Origin of the sequence: Burkholderia sp. BCC0405 (assembly GCF_902833075.1) — a bacterium.
Taxonomy (GTDB): Bacteria; Pseudomonadota; Gammaproteobacteria; order Burkholderiales; family Burkholderiaceae; genus Burkholderia.
Map to the genome: position 1 here is coordinate 49,217 of NZ_CADFEO010000017.1, position 17,778 is coordinate 66,994.

The window sequence follows — 17,778 nt, forward strand, 5'->3', positions numbered from 1 at the left end:
CCCGCCCGCATGGTGGCCCGCGCACCGTGCGCCACGCCCGTCCGGGGCCGCCGACGGGCGCGCTGCAGAGGCACCGATTCGCATCCACACGGAGAACAAGACGATGGGCAAGCCGTTGCTGGGCCAGATGATGGACATGCCGTTGCTGGTTTCCTCGCTGATTTCTCATGCCGCGCGGCACGCCGGCGACACGGAGATCGTGTCGAAGCGCGTGGAAGGCGATCTGCATCGCTACACGTACCGCGATTGCGAGCGCCGCGCGAAGCAACTGGCGCAGGCGCTCGCGCGGCTCGGCGTCGAAACCGGCGATCGCGTCGGCACGCTGGCGTGGAACGGCTACCGGCATCTGGAAGCGTATTACGGGATTGGCGGCATGGGGGCCGTGTGCCACACGATCAACCCGCGCCTGTTCCCCGAGCAGATCGCGTACATCGTCAATCACGCGGAAGACCGCTACGTTTTCTTCGATATCAATTTCGCACCGCTCGTCGAGGCCATCGCACCGCAATGCCCGCACGTGAAGGGTTGGGTCGCGATGACGGACGCCGCGCACCTGCCGTCCGGCACGACGCCGTTCCTCTGTTACGAAACGCTCGTCGAAGCGGAGGATGGCCGCTACGAGTGGCCGCGCCTCGACGAACAGCAGGCGTCGGGGCTCTGCTACACGTCGGGCACGACCGGCAACCCGAAGGGCGTGCTGTATTCGAACCGCTCGACCGTGCTGCACGCGTACGGCGCCGCGCTGCCCGACGCGATGAACCTGTCCGCGATGGACGCCGTGCTGCCCGTCGTGCCGATGTTCCACGTCAACGCATGGGGCCTGCCATACGCTGTGCCGCTCACGGGCGGCAAGCTCGTGCTGCCCGGCAAGGATCTCGACGGGAAATCGCTTTACGAGCTGATGGAAGCCGAGCGCGTGACCTTTTCCGCGGGCGTGCCGACCGTGTGGCTCGGCCTGCTCAACTACATGCGCAAGGCCGGCGTGCGCTTCTCGACGCTGAACCGCACGGTGATCGGCGGCTCCGCGTGCCCGCCCGCGATGCTGCGCACCTTCGAGGACGAATACGGCGTGCGCGTGATCCACGCATGGGGGATGACCGAGCTGTCGCCGCTCGGCACGCTCGCGAAGCTCAACTGGGCGCAGTCGCAGCGGCCGCTCGACGCGCAGCGCAAGCTGCTCGAAAAGCAGGGGCGCGTGATCTGCGGCGTCGACATGCGCATCGTCGGCGAGGACGGCCACGAACTGCCGTGGGACGGCGTCGCATTCGGCGAGCTCCAGGTGCGCGGCCCGTGGGTGATCGACCACTACTTTCGCGGCGATACGTCGCCGCTGTCGGACGGCTGGTTCCCGACCGGCGACGTCGCGACGATCGACCCCGACGGCTTCCTGCAGATCACCGACCGCAGCAAGGACGTGATCAAGTCGGGCGGCGAGTGGATCAGCTCGATCGACATCGAGAACGTCGCGATTGCGCACCCGGGCGTGGCCGAGGCGGCCTGCATCGCCTGTGCGCACCCGAAATGGACCGAGCGCCCGCTGCTCGTCGTGGTGCCGCGTGAAGGGGCGAACCTGAGCCGCGACGCGCTGCTCGCGTTCTACGAAGGCAAGGTCGCGAAATGGTGGATTCCCGACGACGTCGTATTCGTCGAATCGCTGCCGCACACCGCGACCGGCAAGCTGCAGAAGCTGAAGCTGCGCGAGACGTTCCGCGATTACGTGTTGCCGACGGCGGTCTGCGAGCCGTAACGCCCGGCGCGATCCGGAAGCGGCTCGTGACGCGGTCGCCCGATCCGTCCCCGGATCGGGGACAAAATTCAAATTGAACGACCGTGCTTTTTCGTTGTATGCTGCCTCCGTTCATCCGGACATGCGGCTGTTCGACCGCGCACAATGAAGCGCAGCCACCCCGGCGCGCGATGCATGGAGGCAGGCAGATGGCAGTGGATTACTCGACTCGCGACGGCGTGGCCGTCCTTACGCTCAACAATCCGCCCGTCAACGGGCTGGGTCTGTCGACCCGTCAGGGTGTCATGGACGCGCTCGATCGCGCCGCGCAGGATCCGTCGGTCACGGCCATCGTGCTGACCGGCGCGGGACGCGCCTTCTCGGGCGGCGCCGACATCACCGAATTCAATACGCCGAAGGCGTTGCAGGAGCCGACGCTGCACACCGTGATTCACGCGGTGGAGGCGAGCGCGAAGCCCGTCGTCGCGGCGCTGCACAGCGTCGTGATGGGCGGCGGCCTCGAGCTCGCGCTCGGCGCGCACTACCGCGTCGCGGCGCCCGGCGCGCAGGTCGCGCTGCCCGAAGTGAAGCTCGGCCTGCTGCCGGGCGCGGGCGGCACGCAGCGCCTGCCGCGCGCGGTGGGGCTCGAAACCGCGCTGAACATGATCGTGTCGGGCGCGCCCGTGCCGTCGGAGCAGCTCGCGAAGAGCGGGCTGTTCGACGAAATGGCCGACGGCGACCTGCTCGACACGGCCGTCGCGTTCGCCCGCAAGGTCGGTGCGCAGAAGGGGCCGCATCCGCGCGTGCGCGATCGCAAGATCGTCCACGCGAACGCAGCGGGCTTCATCCAGTTCGCGCGCAATTCGGCCCGGGCCGCCGCGCCGAATTTCCCCGCGCCGCACAAGTGCATCGACGCGATCGAGGCCGGCGTGCTGCACGGCTTCGACAAGGGCAGCGTCGCCGAGCGCGAGGGTTTCGTCGCGTTGATGATGACGCCGGAAAGCCGCGCGCTGCGGCATGCGTTCTTCGGCGAGCGCGCGGCGAGCAAGATTCCCGACGTGCCGGCCGATACGCCGTTGCGCGAGATCCGCCGCGTCGGCGTGATCGGCGCGGGCACGATGGGCGGCGGGATCGCGATGAACTTCGTCAATGCAGGCCTGCCCGTCACGCTGCTCGAGACGAAACAGGACGCGCTCGAGCGCGGCGTCGCGACGATCCGCAAGAACTACGACGCGCAGGTGAAGAAGGGCAAGCTCACGCAGGAGAAGCTCGACGCGCGCATGGCGCTGATCACGCCGACGTTGTCCTACGACGACCTGAAGGACGCCGACCTGATCGTCGAAGCCGTGTTCGAGGAACTCGGCGTGAAGGAGCAGGTGTTCAAGAAGCTCGACGAAGTCGCGAAGGCGGGCGCGATCCTCGCGTCGAACACGTCGACGCTCGACGTCGACAAGATCGCGGCGTTCACGAAGCGTCCGCAGGACGTGGTCGGCATGCACTTCTTCAGCCCGGCGAACGTGATGAAGCTGCTCGAGGTCGTGCGCGGCGCGCAGACCGCGAAGGACGTGCTCGCCACCGTGATGGCGGTGGCGAAGAAGATCCGCAAGACGGCGGTCGTGTCGGGCGTGTGCGACGGCTTCATCGGCAACCGGATGATCGAGCAGTACATTCGTCAGGCGCTGTTCATGCTCGAGGAAGGCGCGCTGCCCGCGCAGGTCGACCGGGCGATCGAGAAATTCGGTTTCGCGATGGGCCCGTTCCGGATGAGCGACCTCGCCGGCAACGACATCGGCTGGGCGATCCGCAAGCGCCGCTACGTCGAGCAGCCCGATCTCCAGTACTCGAAGATCGCCGACCGCCTCTGCGAGCAGGGCCGCTTCGGCCAGAAGACGGGGGCCGGCTGGTACGACTACGTGCCGGGCGATCGCAAGGCAAAGCCGTCGTCGCTCGTCGACGAGATGGTCGTTGCGTATTCGAAGGAGCGCGGCGTCGAGCGGCGCAAGATCGGCGACGACGAGATCGTCGAGCGGCTCGTGTTCGCGCTCGTCAACGAAGGCGCGAAGATCCTCGAAGAGAAGATCGCGTCGAAGGCGTCCGACATCGACATGGTCTACCTGACCGGCTATGGTTTCCCGCTGTGGCGTGGCGGCCCGATGCTGTACGCGGACATGGTTGGCCTCTACAACGTCGAGCGCGCGATTCGCCGCTACGCGGCTGCGCCGAACGGCGACGCCTGGCAGCTCGCGCCGTCGATCGCGGCGCTCGCGAAGGCCGGCCGCGGGTTCAACGGCTGACGCGCCGGATCGCGGCGCGACGAACACCCGGAGAAATGCAATGAAACGCACCGACGACGTCCTGCTCGTGATCGACGTGCAATACGACTTCATGCCGGGCGGCGCGCTCGCGGTGCCCGACGGCGACGCGGTCGTGCCGGTGATCAACGCGCTCGCGCAACGCTTCGACCAGGTCGTGCTGACGCAGGACTGGCACCCGCGCGAGCACGTGTCGTTCGCGGCGAACCATCCGGGCCGCGAACCGTTCTCCACGCTCGCGCTGCCGTACGGCGAACAGGTGCTGTGGCCCGTGCACTGCGTGCAGGACACCGACGGCGCGGCGCTGCATCGCGACCTCGACATCCCGCATGCGCGGCTCGTGATCCGCAAGGGCGGCGACGCGCAGGTCGACAGCTATTCCGCGTTCGTCGAAGCCGACCGCACGACACGCACCGGGCTCGCGGGCTATCTGCGCGAGCTCGGCGCGAAACGCGTGTGGTGCTGCGGGCTCGCGACCGACTACTGCGTCGCGTGGTCGGCGCTCGATGCGCGCGCGGCGGGTTTCGAAGCCGCGGTGATCAACGATGCGTGCCGCGCGATCGACCTGAACGGGTCGCTCGCCCGCGCATGGCAGCAGATGCAGGCAGCGGGCGTCGCGCATGTGACGTCCGCGGGCGCGCGCCCGGCGGCGTAGCGCATTCCCCCATCCGATTCAGGACATGAAGCAGGACCGAAGGAGACTCGCATGACCGAAGCCGTAATCGTATCGACCGCCCGCACGCCGTTGGCGAAATCCTGGCGCGGCGCTTTCAACATGACGCACGGCGCGACGCTCGGCGGCCACGTGGTCGCGGCCGCGCTCGAACGCGCGAAGCTCGACCCCGCACGCGTCGAGGACGTGATCATGGGTTGCGCGAACCCCGAAGGCGCGACCGGCGCGAACATCGCGCGGCAGATCGCACTGCGCGCGGGGCTGCCCGTGACGGTGCCGGGGATGACGGTGAACCGCTTCTGCTCGTCCGGGCTGCAGACCATCGCGCTGGCCGCGCAGCGGATCATCGCGGGCGAAGGCGAAGTGTATGTGGCGGGCGGCGTCGAATCGATCTCGTGCGTGCAGAACGAGATGAATCATCACATGATCCAGGAAGGCTGGCTCGCCCAGCACAAGCCGGAGATCTACTGGAACATGCTGCAGACGGCCGAGAACGTCGCGAAGCGCTACGGCATCTCGAAGGAGCGGCAGGACGAGTACGGCGTGCAGTCGCAATTGCGGGCGGCGGCCGCGCAGGAAGCCGGGCGTTTTCGCGACGAGATCGTGCCGATCACCGTGCTCGCGGGCATCGCCGACAAGGCGACGGGCCGTTTGTTCACGAAGGAAGTGACGGTGTCGGCCGACGAAGGGATTCGCCCCGACACGACGCTCGAAGGCGTGTCGAAGATCCGCTCGGCCGTGCCGGGTGGCGTGATCACCGCCGGCAACGCGAGCCAGTTCTCGGACGGTGCGTCGGCCTGCGTCGTGATGAGCGCCGACGCCGCGCAGCGCGAAGGGCTGCAGCCGCTCGGCGTATTCCGCGGTTTCGCGGTGGCGGGTTGCGAGCCGGACGAGATGGGCATCGGCCCCGTGTTCGCGGTACCCAAGCTGCTGAAGCAGGCGGGGCTGAAGGTCGCCGATATCGGCCTGTGGGAATTGAACGAAGCGTTCGCCGTGCAGGTGCTGTACTGCCGCGACACGCTCGGGATTCCTGAGGATCGCTTGAACGTGAACGGCGGCGCGATCGCGGTCGGCCATCCGTACGGCGTATCGGGCGCACGCCTGACGGGCCATGCGCTGATCGAGGGCAAGCGGCGCGGCGTGAAGTACGTGGTCGTCACGATGTGCATCGGCGGCGGGCAGGGCGCAGCCGGGCTGTTCGAAATCCTCTGATCTTTGACGCCGGGCGGCCGCGGTTTCGCTTCGGCGAGGCCGGCGGCCGCGACGCGAATCGGCGCGACTGATCCGCTATTCGAAACAATCGGGAAGCAAAAGGCATGCGTCGGCAATGCCGTTTCCCCTTACTTGTCAAACGAATTGCCCCACCTATACTTGCTCTGACATTTGCCTTTCGGCACGATGGGCCGGATCGTGCGTCGTGCGATCCGTGCCGCGAAGGTTAAAACCAACGCCGCAGACCGACCGGGGACCGAATGAGTACGACCTATGCAGCCGGGGAACCGCCGCGCGTCGTCAGCGCGGCCGCGAGGCTCTACGCGAAATGCCTGCTGGTCGGATTCGCGTTGCTGCCCGCCTATCTGATCGCCTATCTGTGGTTCTTCAGCGACCCGCGCGTCGTGTTCGAGAACCACGCGTTCCATGAAATCGCGATCGCCGCCGCGACCCTCGAAGGCGCGTTCGTCACCTACGTGACGTGGGTGTGCTACCGGTCATCCGGCGAGCCGCTGCTGCGCTGGCTGACACTTGGCTTTCTCGGCTTCGCGATGATCTATGCGCTGCATGGCGCGTTCACCGGGATGGCGCATCACAACATCTGGCTGTTCCTGCTGTACGGGCCCGCGTCGCGGCTCGTGATGTCGATCCTGCTGCTCACGGGCCTGCTGTCGTATTCGCGTCCGCCCGATCGCATCGAGAAGCGCACGAGCATGCGCACGTGGCTGCCGTGGATCGTGTTCTTCGTGATCGTCAACGTGGCCGTGGCGTACATTGCGTATTCGCCGGTCGCGGGCGCGCCGGGTACGCGGCTGTCGATGGAAGGCGGCGCGCTCGTGTTCTCGCTGCTGAACGTCGCCGTGCTGCTCGCGCGGCGGATCCGCTCGCCGCTGATGGTGATCTACGGCGTGTCGATCATGGCGTTTGCGCTGTCGTCGCTCGCGTTCATTCTCGGCAAGCCGTGGAATCACATGTGGTGGCTCGCGCACGCGATTTTCGCGGGCGGCTTCTTCCTGCTCAGCTACGGCGTCGTGCAGGCGCTGCAGACGACGCGCTCGTTCTCGGCGATCTACAGCCAGGAAGACCTGATGAGCCGGCTGTCGGAATCGATGGCGCGTACCGAGAGCGCGCTGCAGGAACTGCGACGCACGAACCAGAAGCTCGAATACATCGCCGCGACCGATCCGATGACGGGCGCGTCGAACCGCAGGCAGTTCATCGCGCAGGTCGAGCGCGAGATGGTGCGGGCCGAGCGTGACGGCACACCGTTCTGCCTGCTCGCGCTCGATCTCGACAATTTCAAGAACATCAACGATGCATACGGGCACCAGATCGGCGACGAGGTGCTGCGTGGCGTCGTGCGCCAGTGTCTCGATGCGATCCGGCCGGCGGGCGGGCTCGCGCGGGTCGGCGGCGAGGAGTTCATGGCGCTGCTGCCGGACATGCCGCTCGAAGGCGCGCGGATGACCGCCGAGCGCGTGCGCTCGTCGATCGCGAGTTCGCCGTTCGGGCTCGATTTCAAGCGCGTGCAGGTGACGGTCAGCGTCGGCGTCGCGCAATACGGGGCCGACGGCAGCACGGTCGATGCGTTGCTGCGCGTGGTCGACGAACGCCTGTACCAGGCGAAACGGGAAGGGCGGAACCGGGTCGTTTCGCGGTGACATGGGTTTGCGCGGCACGCGGGCACGGGTGATCGGGCGCGCGACGTTCGGCAACGCGGTCGTGCGGAAGAGGCGTCGATCACTTCAATGCCTGCCGAAGCCCCGGTGGCGGTAACGCCCCCGGGGCTTTTGCATGCCCGGTCGGCATGCGTCCGGCGCTGCGTTACCGCGATGCCAGGGCCGCGGCGCGCTTCTTCGGCTGAGCATCCTGCATCCGCTGCGACGCCTGCCACCAGTACTTGCCCGCGCGCTGCTGCGGATCACGGATCGCGAGATACGTCGTACTCCAGAGCTGTGCCGCGTTCGCCTCGGTGGCGTCCGCGCTGCGCGTGCCGAATGCATCGGTCTGGTACTTGCCGTTCACGTAGGACCACGTCCACATCTCCGACGTGCGCATGTCGCGTCCGTTCGAGATCACCTGCCAGATCGTCTGCCGCGCCTGCGTGAGCAGCGTGCGTGTCGCGGCTGACAGGTCCTGGCGCGCGAGCTGGCGATCGAGCCCGGCCACCCACATTGCCTGCTGCCACGACCAGATCACCGTGCCGTGATACGCGGAACTGGTGAACTTCGGCCACAGCGTCTGGCTTGCATACGCAGGATTCGCGATCAGCATCCCGGCATCGGTCACGAGCCCGGTCGGGAACGGCCGCGTGACGTCGGCGACGATCCGCTGAAGCTCGTCGTCCGGCGGCGTGCCGAACAGCAGCGCGAAGCCGCCGTCCGAATTCATCACCGGGATCGGATTGCCCTGCTGATCGAGCGACAGCGCGTAGAACGCCAGCGGCATGCCCGGTGCGGCGCCGGCCGGCACGCCGGCGGACGGTGCATAGGCCGAGACGTCGGCGGTCGCCTGCGCGGCCGGCACACTGACCTGGAACAGCGGAGGCGCCTGCGTCTCCCACGTGGCCGCCTGGTTCGCCGTGTTGGCGAGCGTCGCGCGCTGTCCGGCATCCAGATACGGATCGAGCAGGCCGTGCGTGAGGAATGCGTTCGCCGCGCGCAGCGCGGCCGGCACGAGCACCGCGTTCACGTCGTACGGGTAGACGCCGCCGCCGAGTCCGTCGGTGCTGTCGCGCCAGTTGCCGACGATCTCGCCGGGCCGCAGGTGGATCAGGTTCGCGACCGACGGCTGCTGCGCGAACGGCTGCGCGGTCGTCGCGACGTGCAGCAGGTTGACGACCAGGCGGCTGCCGTTGGTCTGCCCGTCGCTGCCGCGCTGCGCGAGATACGCGGCCGCGCGGGCCTGGCCGCGCGTATCGTCGATCAGCCACGCGGCAGCGATCGGCGCGAGCAGGTAGTCACTGTCGATCATCTTGTAGTCGTAGGTTGGCGTCGAATCGTTCGGCCGCCCGTTCTTCTGGTTGTCGACGAGCGCGAATTCGCCGATACCTTCCTCGTGCGCGACCTTGCCGTCGGTCGACAGCCGGCTCAGCACCGACGACAGGCCGGCCTCGATCGCCGCGGGTTCGAGCACGGGCATCAGCATGCGCACCGAGATCAGCGTGTCGCGACCGAAGTAGGTGTCGTACTGCCACGAGCCGGCCAGCAGCTTGTCGTGGAAGCTCAGGAACTCGAGCACGTCCTGGCTCACCGGGTCGGGGTTGACGGACGGCGCGAGCAGGTCGGCACGCGTGATCGGCGACAACGGCGTCTCGCCCGACAGCGCATCGACATGCAGCCGCAGCTTGTGCGAGCCCGCCGGTGCGCTCAGGACGAGCTTGCCGCCCCCTGCCGGCACGATGCTGCCGCCGTCGCGCAGTGTAATGCACAGCGAATAGCCGGGCGCGCCGTCGATCCGGTCGCGTTGCCATTGCGCGGCGCTGCCCTGGACCGTCGGCGCGGTGAGGATCTGCTGCGGAACCGTTGCGCCGCCGTTGAAGTCGCGCAGGAAGCGCACGTTGCTGAGCACGCCCTGGCGGATCGTCAGCGTGTTGGTGTCCACCGACACGTCGGCACCGATACCGTACAGCGGGCGGCCGTGTGTGTCGGGCGCCGATAGCGCGGACGGCGGCGTGTCGAGGCTCCAGTTCACCGGCTGCGCGGTGTCGTCGAACCACAGCCCCGTGCCGCTGTTGCCGGCGGGGAAGACCACGAGCAGGCGCGGCTTCGTCGACGAGCGCACCAGAAGGTGCGCGGCGACCTTGTCCTGCCGGTAGAACGCGTTGATCTGGCCACCGGCGTCCATGCGGAACGACAGCGCAGCCTGGTTCGATGGCGGGCTGGCCGGCTGGATGTCATCGTCGTTGCAGGCGGCGAGCAGGCCGGCGCAGACGAATCCCGTGCACAGCGATTTCGCGAAGCGATGCATGTCACGTCCCTCCTGATAACTGGCGTTTTTATGAGAATTATCGAATGAGCGGGTGCTCGGTCTGCTTCGCCCGGCATTGTGGAATTCCTGGAAATCATGGAATTAATCCGGGCGTGCTTCTGGGATGAATTGAATGGGAAATAACCCGTTGTCGGTTAATTCCGGAATTGAAAACAAATAGGAGGCGCCGCCCCGGCCAGGCATGAAAGACTTCTCTGCTGGCGTCCCGGTGCAGTGCCGCCGTTGGCGTGTATGCGGCGTTAAAAAAACGTAAGCCGCCGTAGGGGATTCTAAAGTTCGGATAAAGTCGAAGTCAATAATGATTTTTTGGTTTTCGAATAATGTTCTGAAGCGAGGTTGCAATTATTGCTTGCCGGGTCGGTAAAATATGCGAATTCATGAGGGAGTGGAGGTATGCCGATTATCGAGTTCGGTGAAAATCGATTGGCAATCGATGTTCGTATTGTCGATTGATTTCGAACCGGGATTGAATCGTGACGGTTCGTCTGTCGCCGTGTCTCGGGCGATGCAAACGGAAGGCGCGGAATGCGATGGCTTCGGCGATACGGAGCGGCGAGCAACCGGCGTTCCTGCGACCGGGCCGGGGGTGATCCCGAGAACCGGATTCCATGCGATCGCGCCAACCGCATCGGCAAGTTTGGTAGGCTGGGGGCCCGCCTCCGTTTACCGAATTGACGCCGTCGGTCATCGATGCGATTCGATATCCGTCATTGGCGGGGCTGACGATTTTGCGACAGAGCGACTCTTCATCGATGGTCGATGGTGGTTGACGTCGCCTTCACTCCGGAGAATGCGCCGTGCTGCACTTGCCCGACGATTCAGTGGTCGTATTGGTTGATTTTCAGACGCGGCTGATGCCGGTGATCCACGAAGGGATATCCGTCGTCACGCAGGCTGTCCGACTTGCCCGTATTGCGCAGATAGTCGGGGTGCCGGTGATGGGTACCGAGCAGAGCCCCGTCCAGTTGGGCCGGAACGTCCCGGACATCCAGGCGCTGTGCTCGAACACGATCGTCAAGGACCATTTCGACGCGTGTGCCGAGGGACTGGTCGATGCATTGCCGGCCGGGCGCAATAGCGTCATCGTCGCTGGTTGTGAGGCGCACGTGTGCGTGTTGCAAACGGCGTTCGGGCTGTTGCGAAGCGGCCGCAACGTCACGGTGGTCAGCGATGCAGTGGGGTCGCGCAAGAGGATCGACCGGGACGCAGGGATCGCTCGGCTCGCGGCGGCGGGGGCGCACATCGCGACGGTCGAGATGATCGGGTTCGAGTGGCTGGGGTCCAGCCGGCATCCGCGTTTTCGCGATGTGCTGCGCCTGATCAAGTGAGTCGCGGCGCCCCGCGCGCTGACGGAAGCAGCGTTCCTGGAACCGGCAGGTTGGGTAGGTTTGCTGCCGGTGGTCGCGGGCGGGATCCTCGCGTCGGCGGGCGACACGGAGAAAATCGGGCATCGTTGCCGCTGGCAGGAAATGATGCCCGTTTCGATCCTTGCCTTTCAGCGCCCGGGCGCGCTGTCCGGCACGCGAGTGAATGGCGGGGCGGAGGAGCATGCGTGATCGGCTGGGGTTTCAGCCGGAATGGCGGATCAACGCGAACTGAAGCGAACGAAGGGATTAGACATATTCAGTTCTTGCAATCCCGCCGATAACCAGATTGAACCGTCTCGTGCCAGGGGTGTCCGTTTCATATTTTCCGCCCTCACGCATCCTCCCGAGGGCGGGATTCTTTGCATGTAGGGCGGGTCCGGCAAAGCGACTTTGTTCCCAAATATTGATCGGCTATATTGAAGATGCCTCGGGGGCGGAGCACAGGACGGGCACAAAATGAAATACACGAACAATGCGAACGCAGACCCCATCTGGGGAGTAGTCGCTGGTCTTATCTTGACTGCGGTTGGGCTAGGCATGGGTATCTTTCCCAAGCTCCTGGACAGCACCGGCTCGCTTAACGATTTCGTCTCGTCCGGCGTTACGATGGTTGGCGTTTTTCTGATTGTTTACGCCATCCGCGAGACGCGGCGAAAGCATCAGCGCTGAAGGCTGGCGCTGCGTGTTTCGACCAGTAGGCCGTCGATAATCTCGCCCGCAGAACGGCCGGCGCGCAACGAGCCACGTGCCTCCGAAATACGACATGAATATTGCCTATGGGCGTAGGCCAGCACGATGATTTTCTTCGCAGGAACACTTGCGTGCAATTTTGCGAGCGCAGTCTGATTGAAACGGCCAAGCTGAACGGCATTGATCCTGAAGCATGCCCGCACCGGGTGCCGGAACGCATTGCCGAGTATCCTGTCAACCGAATCGAAGACCTGCTTCCCTGAAACATCGAGATGCAACCTGCTCTGCAAGAGGCCGCGTGAGATGACGGTACGAAAAACGACTTCCCGTTCATCGGGACAACTGCTGCAACTGAAAATCGAGCTGTTGAGAATTAAGCCACCGATCTGGCGCCGAGTCGTGGTGCCGGAAACGATAACGCTCGCCAAATTGCATCGAGTGATCCAAGCCGCTCTGGGCTGGACCGACAGTCACCTGCATGAGTTCGAGATTGCGGGGGAGCGCTACGGCATCCCCGATCCGGAGTTCGGCTTCGACGAGCCGGTGATCTCCGAAGCCCGGGCGAGGCTGGGAAAATGCCTGGGCGGTGCCGCGGCACTGAGTTACCTCTACGACTTCGGCGACGACTGGGAGCACAAGATCACGGTCGAAAAGGTTCTGCCGGCAGATACCTGCCTGTATCCCTTGTACCTCGGTGGTGCCAACGCGTGCCCTCCCGAAGATGTCGGGGGGCCTTACGGATACGATGCATTCCTCGAGGTGATCGCCGACTCCACGCACCCCGAGCATGAACACATGCTCGACTGGCACGGCGGGCCTTTCGATCCCACCGCAATCGACCACGACCTCATTCAGACCCGCCTTCAGCGCATCAAGCTCTGAGCGTCAAGACGGCCTTCGTTGGACGATTACTTCTCTCGACAGTTGGAGCCGCCACAAAACTCGGGGCGGTTCAAACTTCGCTCGGAACGGAAGTTTCAGAGATTGGCTAGCAACCGTAACTGATGCTGAGTCTCGGTCCCCATGACAAGTACATAGAATCGCGCCTCGCGACGCTCGGGCGCTGAAAGGTTTTGTGCGTCGGAAAACGTGTTCCATTCGTCACCGTCGATGCGCTCAAGTTTGCCATGGGTCCGTGCAAAGGCAAGCAACAACCGACTGGCATCGCGTCGGATAACGATGCGGTCCACATTCAGTACGTAAGGGCGCCAGCCGTCCAGAAGCACCACGTAGTGAGGTACGTAACTTCGGTCGACCATCATCGTCGGCGTTGCCATTCCTCGAGATCTGGTTAGCAAATCAGACTCCTTCCAACGTGGCCATCCGCATGGGGTTTTCAGTGTGGAAGAATGGTTCCGTCAGCTATGTTCGCATCGCTCGTCAACCATACTGTGACGTTAGCCATTCTTCTGCCCATTTTTTTGCGTATGCAACTGCATCGTCACGACTGTAGAAGGCAGCCAAATCGCTGCTATTGTGTACTTCTTGCTCCGTGCCGTTCATCAGCGTTGTGGTAATCCGCACATGCGCGACATACTGAACATCGGCTCTGCGCGGTGTCGAATCGATCCGGAATCGTGTCGAATTGAAGCGCATTTTTCCTCCAAATCCTGTATTTCTGTGACCGAGTCAACGACTGACGATTTCTTCTCGTTAGCTTGCTGCCGTTGCTCGAGTGCTCGCCCCATGAGGGGACGGTTACTATCAGACACGCTCACGAAGATACTGGATGCACTTTAGTCGTAGACCTAATCGATTTGCGGGCGCACCTCGCGGGTGGACTGTCGAGTCATATGCCACACCAGGGCGCTGTTCAGAAGGCGCGTCGCTATCCACCGGGTGGACGGACTTCGCTATCTGAAGAGCAGCATGACCTATCCAGACACGATCACGCCACTCGCATTTCGCTCGATGGACGATTAGCCATGCCTGCAATGATTCAACTAGCTGATGGGGCGACAGCCACTGACGAGTTTTCCTTTGGGTGACGAGTTGCAGCGCAACAAGGAAACAGAGCAAATCAACATACCTGGTTGCGACGCGCATGGTTGGTCTTCTGGCTTTCAATGTTCGTGAACGCGTCGGCGTGAGCTCATCCTCGGATACTGAGCGCCTTCTCTATTGCGGCGATCAATTTGAATGCGTCGTCCCGACCGATCAGAAAACCCCGGCTGGTGTACTCGCACCCGAATGCATAGAAGCTAGGTAACAGTGTCACCATGTCTTTCTGCTGATTGAAATCGACTTCGCATTTAGTCAGCGGAAAAAACGGAGGCGCCTCGGTCGGCATGTTGTACACGATGCTCTCCTAGTACATTTTCCGGGGCGGCAACATGCGTTTCGCACGCAAGCGCTGCCTGGCAACGGCGCTGGCCTTTTTTCGCTTGCGTTCCGTCGTGGGCTTTTCATAGCCGGTGCGGCTGCGCAACTCGCGAATCAACCCGGTTTTCTCGATGCCACGCCGGAATCGCCGCAGCGCGACATCGATCGGTTCGTTGAGCTTCAGAGTAATTGTCGTCATGTAGATCCTGTTTTGAAAGGTTCGAGCGTACAGCTAGCCGAGCCGTGTCATGACGGCGCTCGCTATCCCGTCGGATTCGAATTCCGAATATCCGGCCCCGATCGATAGTGCACGTATAGCCACGAACATTTGCAGTTCATGTGGATGGCACATCGCTGAATCGGCGATTCTGGCGGGCACGACGGTGTCGATCCGGGTGACCTCATGTCGTCCGATCAAGCCGAGTAGTTCGTCGATGATCATTTCGCCCTCCAAACGACCGGGAAATTGTGTTGCGCTGAGGAGTCGCTTCAGCGTGCGCTGGAAAAGAAACCCTGTTTGTCGCGATTGTCGTCGATGATGTTCTCGGCATAGCGCACCGAGGCACGACGGGCGTCGCCGGCGCTGTCAAACGGCGAGGTGTCGCGCAACCTGAAAGTCTGGCTCTGTGTCAGCGTATCGGTGGTCCCGCGAAGGCAAATCTTGACGGCCGCGTCGAACCCGGCGTCGTAGTTATGCGGGCTGCCATTCGGCGCCAGCACATGAGGGTAAATCAATGGATAAATCTCGAATCCACGGTAGACGTGCATGCTCATGACAAACTCCTGGCGTTCGGCCACGACGAGTCGCATGGGCGAACACATCCAGCCGGTATCCCTGTTGCGGAGCAGGCTGGTTGGTGAAGGGGACTACGTTGCAGCGCGAAGGAGGGGCGTTGCAGCAAGAGGGCGGACGGAGGGGCGAAAGATCAGAGGACTGGTGATCTCCCTGATGAACCCATCATACGCGCATCGTTTGATGCACGTATGATTTATTTTGGGGTACGTACAAGAACGTGTCGGCATGCGGTGCGACAGGCGTGCGATATCGGCTTGCGAGTGGCAGGCGGTGACGTTGTCACGTGTCGACTCGATGACGCCCGCGATCGGGCTAGCGTCGAACGAATTGCTTTCCCGTCGAAGCGGTCGGCGCCTGGTCGTCTCTGTGCCGGAAATTGATGCGGCCTTCGGTCAGATCGTAGACGGACAACTCCGGCCTTACGTCGACAACGCCGTCCAGTTCCAAGCGTTCTTCTTTTGCCGTGCCGATGTCTTCCGTCAGAGCGATTGTCTGCATTCGAAGGCAGGTCCGCTGTTATAACCGGCTCAATTCGCTATTGCGGCGCAAGCGGGCGCCTCTTCGGGCGCGAGTTCGTGCCAGAGGGCGGCTTGGGCGGTACCCAGTTCAATGCGGTGCCCAGCTTGGGCAGGATCACGGCCTGCTTGGCGCGCGGAGGGGCCTTGTTACTGCGAGGCTGGCTTCGGGTCATGCGGATTCTCCTGATGTGCGGCTTGCGCGGGGCGGTGAGCATGACTCGCCCGATCGCATTCGTGCGGCTGAATACGCGCGCTACGAGCGATGTTTGCATATCGACCCTATGCACTGAGTTGACGGCCGGATGTGAGACGGATGGTCGAGCCTGGGCTGCGTCGAGTCGCGTTGCATCTACGATCGAGGGTATAGCAATTGAAGCGGCAGTGAGGTGCCGCTTCGTGAGCAGGACGGATGGCGTCGGGCGATTACAGCGGGGTAATGTTCGATGCTTGCAGACCCTTGGGGCCGTTCTTTGTCTCGTAGCTGACTTTCTGACCTTCCGCGAGGGTCTTGAAGCCGTCGCCGCGAATTTCCGAGAAGTGGGCGAACAGATCGTCGCCGCCGCTGTCGGGGGTGATGAAGCCGAAGCCCTTGCTGTCGTTGAACCACTTGACGGTACCGGTATCCATGGCAGATCTCCTGAAAATGGGCGAGCACATGCGCCTCGAATGGACGACGAAAAGAAATCAAGGAGGGAGAGGACAACGAATACCGCAGGTTGCGGTCGATGATGAGCAGCAATCGCGCTTCTTGAATACTTCAGCGACCGACAGTACGCGTCGTCAAGAAATGTGTCAAGCGCTTTTGGCCGGGGCGGAGCCCGCTACTTTTCTCGGCTGGCGACTGATCGCGGGCTGGAGTGCACGTCGCGCAGTGCGACGAGATGCAAACCGTCGAGTAACCGGGACTCATTTGCCAAAATCGATGCAGGCGTCATGCACCGACCGACGTTGATCAATTGTTCGAATTGCGAATGATTTCGAAACTGCAGGCATCGTCTGCGTGCCGTGCGTCCGTCTCGGAGGCTGACGGTTGGATATTCGCCGATCGCGAAGAGATTCTCCTTCCCGGCGATTCTGTACTTGTATCGCCAGAGCTTGGAGCCGGGCGGCTTCACCAACAGATACAGTCCATTGCCGTCGGTAAGTTTGGTAGGCTTGTTGCCTGCCTTCGCTTGTCGGATCTGGATGTGGCAAGTGGCACGGTGAAAAAGGGGGTATCGTCTTTTGACGGTCGAAATGATACCCCCCTTTTTTCTCGGCTGGACACGATTTCCGGCGAACGCGAGCGAACGGTGGAAGGGCCTGAAACGCCCGACTGGCAAGCGGTTGCGGCAGATTGCCGAACCATCACGAACAGGAGCGAACGAAGTGATCAGACATATTGTCATGTGGAAGTTGAAGGAATCGGCCGAAGGCGCGACGCGTGCACAGAACGCGCTGAAGCTGAAGGAAAAGCTCGAAGGCTGCCGCGACCTCGTGCCAGGCACGCTGCAGATCGACGTCGGCGTGGCGACGCCGGGCCTCGATGCGACCGCCGACATCGTGCTGGTATCCGATTTCGCGGACAAGGCCGCGCTCGATGCGTACCAGGTGCATCCGGTTCACCAGGAAGTGAAGAAATTCGTCGTCGCGGTGGCCGAATCGCGCGAGTGCGTCGACTACATCGTCGACACCGCACGATGAGCGATGCGGCAACCCCGACGGACGTCCCGTCGATCGAAAGCCCGTTCGTCGACCTGCTCGGTGTGCAGCTCGTGTCCGCGAAGGACGGTGCGAGCGAGCTCGTGTTGCCGCTCGAAGAGCGGCACATGAACACGTGGAGCATCGCGCACGGCGGCGTGACGATGACGCTCGCGGACATCGCGCTCGCGATGGCTGCACGCAGCCTGACCGATGACGGTGTCGGCGTCGTGACGGTCGAGATGAAGGTGAACTTCATGCAGCCGGGTCGCGGCGAGTTGCGCGCTTACGGGCGCGTGATGCATCGCTCGACGACGATGGCCTACTGCGAGGGCGAAGTGCGCGACAGCGACGGCAATTTCGTTGCGAAGGCGCTCGGCACGTTCAAGTACATGCGGCGGCTCGCGGTGGGCCGCGACATCAAGCGGCAACGCTCGCGCACGGCGCCTGACGCCCAGCCCGGCCCGAGCGACGCGTAAGCGCCCGGATGCA

Annotated in this window: 21 protein-coding genes and 1 pseudogene; 12 read left to right on the forward strand and 10 right to left on the reverse strand. The window is 63.6% G+C overall.

Annotated elements, in window-relative coordinates:
• The first annotated feature begins 103 nt into the window (after positions 1-103).
• The 5 genes from HWX36_RS25495 (at position 104) to HWX36_RS25515 (ending at position 7,584) form a co-directional block, all read left to right on the forward strand.
• The gene (locus tag HWX36_RS25495; protein ID WP_175955871.1) at positions 104-1,747 is read left to right on the forward strand and encodes a 3-(methylthio)propionyl-CoA ligase; all 1,644 of its coding nucleotides are present in this window, start codon (positions 104-106) and stop codon (positions 1,745-1,747) included.
• Positions 1,748-1,935: 188 nt separating this feature from the next.
• The gene (locus tag HWX36_RS25500) at positions 1,936-4,020 is read left to right on the forward strand and encodes a 3-hydroxyacyl-CoA dehydrogenase NAD-binding domain-containing protein (RefSeq protein WP_175955873.1); all 2,085 of its coding nucleotides are present in this window, start codon (positions 1,936-1,938) and stop codon (positions 4,018-4,020) included.
• A gap of 40 nt (positions 4,021-4,060) precedes the next feature.
• Positions 4,061-4,693, forward strand: coding sequence for a bifunctional nicotinamidase/pyrazinamidase (gene pncA, locus HWX36_RS25505; protein ID WP_175955875.1), 633 nt, complete (start codon positions 4,061-4,063; stop codon positions 4,691-4,693).
• Between the two features lie 51 nt (positions 4,694-4,744).
• Positions 4,745-5,923: an acetyl-CoA C-acyltransferase gene (locus HWX36_RS25510; RefSeq protein ID WP_175955878.1), complete on the forward strand. Its 1,179-nt coding sequence runs from the start codon at positions 4,745-4,747 to the stop codon at positions 5,921-5,923.
• Between the two features lie 260 nt (positions 5,924-6,183).
• Complete coding sequence (locus tag HWX36_RS25515; protein ID WP_175955880.1) at positions 6,184-7,584, forward strand: sensor domain-containing diguanylate cyclase; 1,401 nt, start codon at positions 6,184-6,186, stop codon at positions 7,582-7,584.
• Positions 7,585-7,747: 163 nt separating this feature from the next.
• On the opposite strand, the gene HWX36_RS25520 is transcribed toward HWX36_RS25515, so the two are convergent.
• Positions 7,748-9,892: a hypothetical protein gene (locus HWX36_RS25520; protein ID WP_175955882.1), complete on the reverse strand. Its 2,145-nt coding sequence runs from the start codon at positions 9,890-9,892 to the stop codon at positions 7,748-7,750.
• A gap of 818 nt (positions 9,893-10,710) precedes the next feature.
• On the opposite strand from HWX36_RS25520, the gene HWX36_RS25525 reads away from it, so the two are divergent.
• The 5 genes and pseudogenes from HWX36_RS25525 (at position 10,711) to HWX36_RS25545 (ending at position 12,852) form a co-directional block, all read left to right on the forward strand.
• Positions 10,711-11,241 carry an isochorismatase family protein gene (locus HWX36_RS25525; protein ID WP_175955883.1) on the forward strand — a complete coding sequence of 177 codons (531 nt, stop codon included), beginning with the start codon at positions 10,711-10,713 and terminating at the stop codon, positions 11,239-11,241.
• Between the two features lie 60 nt (positions 11,242-11,301).
• Positions 11,302-11,469 carry a hypothetical protein gene (locus HWX36_RS25530; protein ID WP_175955884.1) on the forward strand — a complete coding sequence of 56 codons (168 nt, stop codon included), beginning with the start codon at positions 11,302-11,304 and terminating at the stop codon, positions 11,467-11,469.
• Positions 11,470-11,736: 267 nt separating this feature from the next.
• Positions 11,737-11,949 (forward strand): hypothetical protein, encoded by a 213-nt coding sequence (locus HWX36_RS25535; RefSeq protein ID WP_175955885.1) that lies wholly within the window; start codon positions 11,737-11,739, stop codon positions 11,947-11,949.
• 170 nt (positions 11,950-12,119) lie between these two features.
• Positions 12,120-12,233, forward strand: a pseudogene (locus HWX36_RS25540) (transposase domain-containing protein); the annotation flags it as partial.
• A gap of 40 nt (positions 12,234-12,273) precedes the next feature.
• A complete protein-coding gene (locus HWX36_RS25545; RefSeq protein WP_175955886.1) occupies positions 12,274-12,852 on the forward strand; it encodes a plasmid pRiA4b ORF-3 family protein in 579 nt (192 codons plus the stop codon).
• 95 nt (positions 12,853-12,947) lie between these two features.
• On the opposite strand, the gene HWX36_RS25550 is transcribed toward HWX36_RS25545, so the two are convergent.
• From HWX36_RS25550 to HWX36_RS37335, 9 genes are all read right to left on the reverse strand, one after another.
• Positions 12,948-13,247 (reverse strand): hypothetical protein, encoded by a 300-nt coding sequence (locus tag HWX36_RS25550; RefSeq protein ID WP_244136512.1) that lies wholly within the window; start codon positions 13,245-13,247, stop codon positions 12,948-12,950.
• Between the two features lie 103 nt (positions 13,248-13,350).
• Complete coding sequence (locus HWX36_RS25555; RefSeq protein WP_175955887.1) at positions 13,351-13,566, reverse strand: hypothetical protein; 216 nt, start codon at positions 13,564-13,566, stop codon at positions 13,351-13,353.
• 496 nt (positions 13,567-14,062) lie between these two features.
• A complete protein-coding gene (locus HWX36_RS25560; RefSeq protein ID WP_175955888.1) occupies positions 14,063-14,269 on the reverse strand; it encodes a hypothetical protein in 207 nt (68 codons plus the stop codon).
• A gap of 9 nt (positions 14,270-14,278) precedes the next feature.
• Positions 14,279-14,491, reverse strand: a complete 213-nt coding sequence (gene rpsU / locus HWX36_RS25565) for a 30S ribosomal protein S21 (RefSeq protein WP_009906956.1) — start codon at positions 14,489-14,491, stop codon at positions 14,279-14,281.
• A gap of 33 nt (positions 14,492-14,524) precedes the next feature.
• Positions 14,525-14,734 carry a hypothetical protein gene (locus HWX36_RS25570; RefSeq protein ID WP_175955889.1) on the reverse strand — a complete coding sequence of 70 codons (210 nt, stop codon included), beginning with the start codon at positions 14,732-14,734 and terminating at the stop codon, positions 14,525-14,527.
• Positions 14,735-14,781: 47 nt separating this feature from the next.
• The gene (locus HWX36_RS25575; RefSeq protein ID WP_175955891.1) at positions 14,782-15,066 is read right to left on the reverse strand and encodes a hypothetical protein; all 285 of its coding nucleotides are present in this window, start codon (positions 15,064-15,066) and stop codon (positions 14,782-14,784) included.
• A 334-nt stretch (positions 15,067-15,400) separates the two neighbouring features.
• Positions 15,401-15,586, reverse strand: a complete 186-nt coding sequence (locus HWX36_RS25580) for a hypothetical protein (RefSeq protein WP_175955892.1) — start codon at positions 15,584-15,586, stop codon at positions 15,401-15,403.
• Positions 15,587-16,029: 443 nt separating this feature from the next.
• A complete protein-coding gene (locus HWX36_RS25585) occupies positions 16,030-16,233 on the reverse strand; it encodes a cold-shock protein (RefSeq protein WP_175005330.1) in 204 nt (67 codons plus the stop codon).
• A 194-nt stretch (positions 16,234-16,427) separates the two neighbouring features.
• Positions 16,428-16,994 (reverse strand): Arm DNA-binding domain-containing protein, encoded by a 567-nt coding sequence (locus tag HWX36_RS37335; protein ID WP_244136513.1) that lies wholly within the window; start codon positions 16,992-16,994, stop codon positions 16,428-16,430.
• On the opposite strand from HWX36_RS37335, the gene HWX36_RS25595 reads away from it, so the two are divergent.
• A complete protein-coding gene (locus HWX36_RS25595; protein ID WP_119337996.1) occupies positions 16,975-17,289 on the forward strand; it encodes a Dabb family protein in 315 nt (104 codons plus the stop codon). The genes HWX36_RS37335 and HWX36_RS25595 overlap by 20 nt on opposite strands.
• On the forward strand, positions 17,286-17,765 hold the full coding sequence (locus HWX36_RS25600) for a PaaI family thioesterase (protein ID WP_175955894.1): 480 nt from the start codon (positions 17,286-17,288) through the stop codon (positions 17,763-17,765). Before HWX36_RS25595 ends, HWX36_RS25600 begins: the two co-directional genes overlap by 4 nt.
• The last annotated feature ends 13 nt before the right edge of the window (positions 17,766-17,778 follow it).

Bases quoted from the DNA above. Each gene is read 5' to 3' on its own strand.
- HWX36_RS25495 (WP_175955871.1), top strand. From the start codon at position 104: ATGGGCAAGCCGTTGCTGGGCCAGATGATGGACATGCCGTTGCTGGTT.
- HWX36_RS25500 (WP_175955873.1), top strand. From the start codon at position 1,936: ATGGCAGTGGATTACTCGACTCGCGACGGCGTGGCCGTCCTTACGCTC.
- pncA (WP_175955875.1), top strand. From the start codon at position 4,061: ATGAAACGCACCGACGACGTCCTGCTCGTGATCGACGTGCAATACGAC.
- HWX36_RS25510 (WP_175955878.1), top strand. From the start codon at position 4,745: ATGACCGAAGCCGTAATCGTATCGACCGCCCGCACGCCGTTGGCGAAA.
- HWX36_RS25515 (WP_175955880.1), top strand. From the start codon at position 6,184: ATGAGTACGACCTATGCAGCCGGGGAACCGCCGCGCGTCGTCAGCGCG.
- HWX36_RS25520 (WP_175955882.1), bottom strand. From the start codon at position 9,892: ATGCATCGCTTCGCGAAATCGCTGTGCACGGGATTCGTCTGCGCCGGC.
- HWX36_RS25535 (WP_175955885.1), top strand. From the start codon at position 11,737: ATGAAATACACGAACAATGCGAACGCAGACCCCATCTGGGGAGTAGTC.
- HWX36_RS25545 (WP_175955886.1), top strand. From the start codon at position 12,274: ATGACGGTACGAAAAACGACTTCCCGTTCATCGGGACAACTGCTGCAA.
- HWX36_RS25550 (WP_244136512.1), bottom strand. From the start codon at position 13,247: ATGGCAACGCCGACGATGATGGTCGACCGAAGTTACGTACCTCACTAC.
- HWX36_RS25555 (WP_175955887.1), bottom strand. From the start codon at position 13,566: ATGCGCTTCAATTCGACACGATTCCGGATCGATTCGACACCGCGCAGA.
- rpsU (WP_009906956.1), bottom strand. From the start codon at position 14,491: ATGACGACAATTACTCTGAAGCTCAACGAACCGATCGATGTCGCGCTG.
- HWX36_RS25570 (WP_175955889.1), bottom strand. From the start codon at position 14,734: ATGATCATCGACGAACTACTCGGCTTGATCGGACGACATGAGGTCACC.
- HWX36_RS25575 (WP_175955891.1), bottom strand. From the start codon at position 15,066: ATGAGCATGCACGTCTACCGTGGATTCGAGATTTATCCATTGATTTAC.
- HWX36_RS25580 (WP_175955892.1), bottom strand. From the start codon at position 15,586: ATGCAGACAATCGCTCTGACGGAAGACATCGGCACGGCAAAAGAAGAA.
- HWX36_RS25585 (WP_175005330.1), bottom strand. From the start codon at position 16,233: ATGGATACCGGTACCGTCAAGTGGTTCAACGACAGCAAGGGCTTCGGC.
- HWX36_RS37335 (WP_244136513.1), bottom strand. From the start codon at position 16,994: ATGACAATATGTCTGATCACTTCGTTCGCTCCTGTTCGTGATGGTTCG.
- HWX36_RS25600 (WP_175955894.1), top strand. From the start codon at position 17,286: ATGAGCGATGCGGCAACCCCGACGGACGTCCCGTCGATCGAAAGCCCG.